Annotated in this window: 6 protein-coding genes and 1 pseudogene; 4 read left to right on the top strand and 3 right to left on the bottom strand. The window is 41.5% G+C overall.

Annotated features, from left to right (window positions below):
- The 3 genes from VE944_RS10380 to VE944_RS10370 all read left to right on the top strand — a co-directional run.
- On the top strand, positions 1-738 hold a 738-nt coding region (locus VE944_RS10380; RefSeq protein WP_324976209.1), incomplete at its 5' end, for an FAD-dependent oxidoreductase.
- Between the two features lie 107 nt (positions 739-845).
- Positions 846-1,043, top strand: a complete 198-nt coding sequence (patX, locus tag VE944_RS10375) for a heterocyst-inhibiting protein PatX (RefSeq protein ID WP_324976205.1) — start codon at positions 846-848, stop codon at positions 1,041-1,043.
- 16 nt (positions 1,044-1,059) lie between these two features.
- Complete coding sequence (locus VE944_RS10370) at positions 1,060-1,209, top strand: hypothetical protein (RefSeq protein WP_324976202.1); 150 nt, start codon at positions 1,060-1,062, stop codon at positions 1,207-1,209.
- Positions 1,210-1,890: 681 nt separating this feature from the next.
- Here the strand turns inward: VE944_RS10370 and VE944_RS10365 are convergent.
- Entirely contained in the window at positions 1,891-2,949 is a 1,059-nt protein-coding gene (locus VE944_RS10365) for a class I SAM-dependent methyltransferase (protein ID WP_324976200.1), read from the bottom strand.
- A gap of 289 nt (positions 2,950-3,238) precedes the next feature.
- Between VE944_RS10365 and gifA the strand changes: the two genes are divergently transcribed.
- Positions 3,239-3,439 carry a glutamine synthetase inactivation factor IF7A gene (gene gifA / locus VE944_RS10360; RefSeq protein ID WP_012411649.1) on the top strand — a complete coding sequence of 67 codons (201 nt, stop codon included), beginning with the start codon at positions 3,239-3,241 and terminating at the stop codon, positions 3,437-3,439.
- A 121-nt stretch (positions 3,440-3,560) separates the two neighbouring features.
- Here the strand turns inward: gifA and VE944_RS10355 are convergent.
- Positions 3,561-3,923, bottom strand: a pseudogene (locus VE944_RS10355) (hypothetical protein); the annotation flags it as partial.
- 214 nt (positions 3,924-4,137) lie between these two features.
- Positions 4,138-5,097, bottom strand: coding sequence for a calcium-binding protein (locus VE944_RS10350; RefSeq protein ID WP_324976189.1), 960 nt, complete (start codon positions 5,095-5,097; stop codon positions 4,138-4,140).
- Between the last annotated feature and the right edge of the window lie 124 nt (positions 5,098-5,221).

The following is a 5,221-nucleotide window of genomic DNA, read 5'->3' as shown; positions in this document are numbered from 1 at the left end:
GAAGCGATCGCAATTGGTAACTACGCTAATGACCATCATTATCCTGGTGTTCAATTCCCACTGCAACCTAAATCTATCCGTTGGGGGGGACGCTGGACTGGAACTCCTTTTACAATTCCCTACAGTTCATTAATTCCAGCCACAACAGATGGTTTTTTGGCTTGCGAAAAGAATATTTCTGTCTCCCACATTGCCAATGGGGCTACCAGATTACAACCTGTGGTTATGGGCATTGGTCAAGCAGCAGGGATGGCAGCAGCGATGTGTGTTGAGTTAAACTGCCAACCGAGAGACTTACCTGTTAAGGCGCTGCAAATGGCTTTATTAGAAGATAATCGCTCAAAAGCAGCAATTATTCCTTTATTTAATCTTCCACCCAATCATTCGGATTGGCTGCACTGGCAACTGTATTACTTAAATAACCCACAAGCCTATCCAGCTAGTGGTGATTGCCCTTGCCCATCGTGGAATGATTACCCTGACTCTACTTTTGGCAAGGGATTAATTCGGGAAAGTAACTGTTTTCAAGGCATTTTTTACCGCTTGGATCAGCAGGAATACAGATTCACTGTCACAGCACCAGCCGCATATCAAGGTCAAAATTGGCAGCTTGTGACTTTGCGATCGCATATCGACGAGCAATTACGCACTTATCCTCACGAAAAATTAGTTACATTGTGGGGTCATCAAAACCACTCTGGTAATTGGTTATTAGTCGAACATTTGAACGGAGGATAAGAAGAGTTTATTTTCAGTAAAACAGAATACTTTTTGATGAATTGTCCGGATATTAATCAAAAAGCTAAGTATCAGTGAAGTGGAGAGTTCCAAAATAGACATCTGCTATGCGTGCTGCCATTTCTCTTTTAATCTCAAGTCTGATGTTCGGCCCCTTAGCTTTTAACTGCCAAACAATGGTCAATCACTTATCCTATGGGCCGCTTTCCACGCCTGCTTCGGAACAGTGGTTCTCGGCGGCATCTGAACAAGCTTCAGATGATGCGCCACGTCATCGCGGTAGTGGGCGTAGAGAAGTAACGTAAAAATCGGAAAATATCTATGTTGTGGTTTAACTACCGTAGGGTAATGCCTTTTTTTTCAACGGAAACAAAGTACCAGAAAACACAGTGTTGTGCTAACATTGTCCACACAGCTTTTCTGGCAGATATATATACAGTTGACACACGAAAATCTTCAGCGATCGCTTAGTATTTCAACTACAAGCTTTGTATATATAGTTAGCGTCAATCCTAGCGAGCAAAACGCAAATTAAATTAAGTGCCTCGATTAACAGCATCACCAACTTCTCAAAAGTTACACAACTGTTGCTCATATTCGGTGGGAAGCTTTGCGTTTCAATCCTCAACTGTTCTAGAAATAGATGTTACTTAGACTATGAGTTAATCTAAAGCACATCTAAATTCAGACATTTTGCTTGTTGAGGAAACTAGTCTTAAGGCAAATCCACTTTATTTCCAAATAGGTTTTCTCACACATTGAGTAGCTGGCTATCTACATCAGGAAATAATTGATCTTCGCTTTGGCGTTTTTTGGCGTGCTTTGCCGAAGCATAAAAACTCTTGCGCTGCATCTGGGCTTATCTAGAGCATAAATTCGCATAAGTAGTATACGTTTATTGCACTTGGCAGCGAATCTTAACTATTTTTGACTTTTGACTTCCCCATTCGCGTAGCGTCTCGCAGAGAAGGGGCTAACCTAATTTTGCTCCTGGTTCCTTCTTCTCACAGATGGCTCCCGACAAAATAAATATTAAGAAGGATTTGCTAACTCTCTTAGTCCTCTTAATTATTCTACACCCAAGGGCAGATGCAAAATTTTGCATTTGCCCTTTTTAGATAAAGTTTACTTAAAGAAAATGTTGAGAAGCTTTTATGCTGGCTTATGAGCAATGAAATACTTGCTCATAAAATGGACTTGCGTCTCAATATTCTCAAAGCCTACTCTTTGTAAACGTTCTAGTAAGTTATCAGTGGTGTAATGCCTGTAATAGGGTTCATGGAAAGTTTCAGGGAAAGAATCCATCATATATTCCAACTCAGGTGAATCACTCAACTGAATTGAGTCACAGATAATAAAGACTCCTCCTGGTTTTGTTACCCGGAAGCATTGCTCAATCACTGTCTGACGTACAGTTGCTGGTAACTCATGGAAAAGAAAAACAGAAGTTACAGCATGAAAATAGTTATCTAGATAGGGTAACTCTTCGGCATTCGCTTGTAAAAGTTGCGGCAATTCGCCTGGAATTTGGGATAGTAGTTCATTTGCTTTACGCAAATAAGCTGGTGACAAATCTGTACCAAACAGAGATGCTTGAGGCAATGCTGCCCGAATCAACTTTAGAGTCCGCCCAGTTCCACAAGCTACATCTAAAATACGGGCTTGCCGTGGTGCAACCGAATCAATTGCTTTCAGCCCTTGCTTGAGGGGAGCGAGAATCCGCCGCCGCATTGGATCAGCTGACCCACCAAAAAGAATTTCTACTTGTAAATCATATAAATTGGCTGACAACTCACTCAAGTAGCCATTGCTTTGATGATGGAAGTTCTGCACGTAGTAGCTGGGATAACCATCTGTATCAATTTCGGGCGAAAAATCTTGGTAATTCTGTTGTTGAACCCGCTCCCAGGTTTGAGGGGAATCTAGCCATAGCAAAGGATAGTAGCGGAAAAAGTCATCCCAAGGGTTGTCAAATAGCAAATTTTCCGGGTACACACCTTTTTGAGCATCTTGCCAGTCTGTTTCCAGCAACTGATTCAATTTCTGTTGAAGTTTGAGTAAAAGCTCATTCGGGATAGGTTTAGTCTTTTGTTCAAGTGTCGGATACACCAGGTTCCTCAACCGTGAACTTAATATTTTGTGAGCCAGACCAAAGTAATTTTTGCTCTGCTGAAAGGTTTGATAAGTCAGCTTAGTTAAACTTTCAGTCATAAAAGTAGCTCAAGTTTTGATTATTTCTATGTAAATAATTGTAACGAAAAAATTACCTACGTTGGAAAGGTAAAGGCTCTCAGGTGAGACAAATTTGAAGCCAGATGATTTTAGCCATCAAAAGTAGATTAGGAAAGATTTTTCGAGCTTTGGGGAAAAATACCTAATATTGTCAGCAAAAGCAAATATAAATTTATGTAAAAAGTAGCTTATGTTACAGAATTTTTGTTATATTAGTTTTGTGAGGAACAAATAAATTATATATTCACAAAATAGAGAGGATATGGTTATGTCTATCGCAGATAAATCTCGTGCGTTGATGGTGCGTGAACATCAGCAAGTTAAAAATCGCCAACAATCAATGCTGATGCGGGCTGCACAAGAACTTGGTCTTCCTGAAGAAGTATCCCACTACTGGAACCCGATTCAAGGGAAGGTAGATGCTAGCAGTCGGATGATTTATGGGCCAAGTCATGCTTCCATGAGCTAAGTTTCAAGAGCCTTAAGGTTGATTTTTTGAGTGAATCTCTCAACTGACAACTCCGGAAAAAAAAGCCACCCTCTACTCTAGGGTGGCAAAACTTTTATATTTAGATAGCTACGGTACCTAATTAAGCATCGTAGTAGAGGTAAAACTCGTAGGATGAGGACGCAGCTGCAACTGCTTGGTTTCGTTAAGCTTGTAGTCAATCCAATTTTCGATAAAGTCTTCCGTGAACACGCCTGATTCTGTCAAGAAGGCATGATTTTTTTCTAGTGCTTGCAGTGCTAAGCTGTTATGTATACAACGTGCACAATCAGGGCGGGCAAGATGCCCACCCCACAAGCATATTGAAAAAATATTAGTGCAAATTAAAGGCGCAACAGCTTAGTTATAAAGAACCTGGAGTTGAGGGAACCTTTGCAAGCTCCTCTGGAGAGAGTTCATAGATATTTTTATCTAAGGGTTCACCAGGATGGATTTGGTTTTTGAGTTCAGGTAGCCGCTCCGGTAGTGGGGACTGGGAAAAAGTTTTTTAAAATTTGGTGGTGGGTAAAAGCGGAAAGTCTGAGCTGAGGTTTCCTTAGCTCAGACTTTTCAAGACAGCCCCCACCATAATTTTTCGATTTGGCATCCAATCCCTAATCCCCAATCCCCAGTCCCCAGTCGCTTTTACTTCAAAGTTCACAACTCATAGTGATATGTGTTTAGACGAAATCAAAGCCACTGCTAAAATCTGAAATTGAAACTCCTTCAACAACCGCGATTAAGTCGTTGTTAAAAGATATCCCTGTCCCTACGGCATTATTAATAGAGATAATACCCAAGCTAAAGGTAGATTCAGGTAGTTCAATAAAGTCCTGGCTGATATTGAAGTCAGTAATCAGAGCGTAGTCACTATTATTGCCATTATCATAGAAAATTTCATTACCTGCTCCCAAAACAAAGGTATCGCTATTAGCCCCGCCAGTTAAGGTATCAACTTCGTTAACAATCGATCCAAATCCTGGGGCAAAAGGTTCAACGCCGATCAGGCGATCGCTCCCATTACCACCCGATAAAGAGTCGTTTCCAGCTCCACCAATCAATAAGTCCGTGCCAGTTCCACCAGTAAGGGTGTCATTTCCAACTCCAGTCCCACCAAATACGGTGTCGTTACCAGCCTCACCCTGAACAAGATCATTGCCTGCATCACCATTGAGTTGGTCATTACTCCCGCCACCTGATACCGTGTCATTCCCAGTACCCGCAAAAACTCGATCATTTCCAGCGTCGCCAGAAATTAGGTCGGCACCATCAGAGCCATTGAGGATGTCATTTCCATCATTACCATTAATGGTGTCATTCCCTGCATCACCGAAGATACGGTCATTGCCATCGTTACCAATGATGCGGTCATTGCCGTTACCCCCATTGAGCACGTCAACCCCATTGTCGCCATCAATGGAGTCGTTCCCAGCATCTCCAAATACTAAATCGTCGCCATCCCCACCATCAATTGTGTCGTTTCCTGCTCCAGCAACGATCAGGTCTTCGTCATCGTTACCAAAGATTACGTCGTCACCGGCTAAGGCTACAATAGTATCGTCATCATCCAAAGCATCAATGCGATCGCTGCCAATAGTGCCAGCAAGAAAATCGTCCTCATTTGTACCAATAATATCCATGTGTTTTTTCCTTTCAACTTTTAGGAATGATCTCAAAAGGCATCAGTATTATTTAGGCAAGGGGAACATCTAAGACAAAGTGTCTGAACTGAACACACAAATATCAGATTGTTTAAGTTATTAA

This window comes from Nostoc sp. (assembly GCF_035638895.1).
Classification (GTDB): Bacteria; Cyanobacteriota; Cyanobacteriia; order Cyanobacteriales; family Nostocaceae; genus Nostoc.
This window is presented reverse-complemented; position numbering and strand designations above follow the sequence as displayed.